1 protein-coding gene is annotated in these 896 nt (G+C 68.0%); it reads right to left on the bottom strand.

Translation table 11 applies throughout. The features are described from left to right. Positions 1-896, bottom strand: an 896-nt coding sequence (gene ald / locus AC0L16_RS33505) for an alanine dehydrogenase (RefSeq protein WP_473625802.1), incomplete at its 3' end; no start/stop codon positions are given.

Below are 896 nucleotides of genomic sequence, written 5' to 3'. Positions count from 1 at the left end.
GCGACGCAATAGTGAACGACGCCGTCGACCTCATAGGTCGGGTCGGCATGAGTTGTGGCGTGCGAGGTCTCGAAGCAACCGCCCTGGTCGATGGCGACATCGACCAGCACCGAGCCTTTCTTCATGCCCGACAGCATTTCGCGCGAAACGAGTTTTGGCGCGGCGGCACCCGGGATCAGCACGGCGCCGACGACCATGTCGGCCGAAAAGCACTCTTCTTCCAGCGCCTCGACCGTCGAGTAGCGGGTGTGGACGCGGCCGACGAAGATATCGTCGAGTTGGCGAAGCCGCGGGATCGAGCGGTCGATGATGGTGACGTCGGCGCCAAGGCCGGCCGCCATCCGCGCGGCATGCAGGCCGACGACGCCGCCGCCGAGCACAGTGACCTTGCCGGGCAGCACCCCGGGCACGCCGCCGAGCAGAACGCCGCGGCCGCCATTGGCCTTCTGCAGCGCGGTGGCGCCGGCCTGGATCGACAGGCGGCCCGCGACTTCCGACATCGGCGCCAGCAGCGGCAGGCCGCCGCGGTCGTCGGTGACCGTCTCATAGGCGATGGCCGTCACGCCCGAGGCCAGCAGGCCCTTTGTCTGCTCCGGATCCGGAGCGAGATGGAGATAGGTGTAGAGGATCTGGCCGTCACGGAGTTGGACCCATTCGTTGGGCTGCGGCTCCTTGACCTTGACGATCATGTCGGACTTGGCAAACACGTCGGCGGCCGTCTTGGCGATGGTGGCGCCGGCGGCGCGATAGGCGTTGTCGTCGGCGCCGATGCCGGCGCCGGCGCCGGTCTCGACCAGCACTTCGTGGCCATGCGCGACATATTCGCGGACCGATCCCGGCGTCAGGCCGACGCGGTATTCGTGGTTCTTGATTTCCCGGGGGCAGCCGACGCGCAT

This window comes from Mesorhizobium sp. WSM4848 (assembly GCF_055811375.1).
Note: the sequence above shows the minus strand (reverse complement) of the source record. Positions and strands in the feature narration are given on the sequence as shown.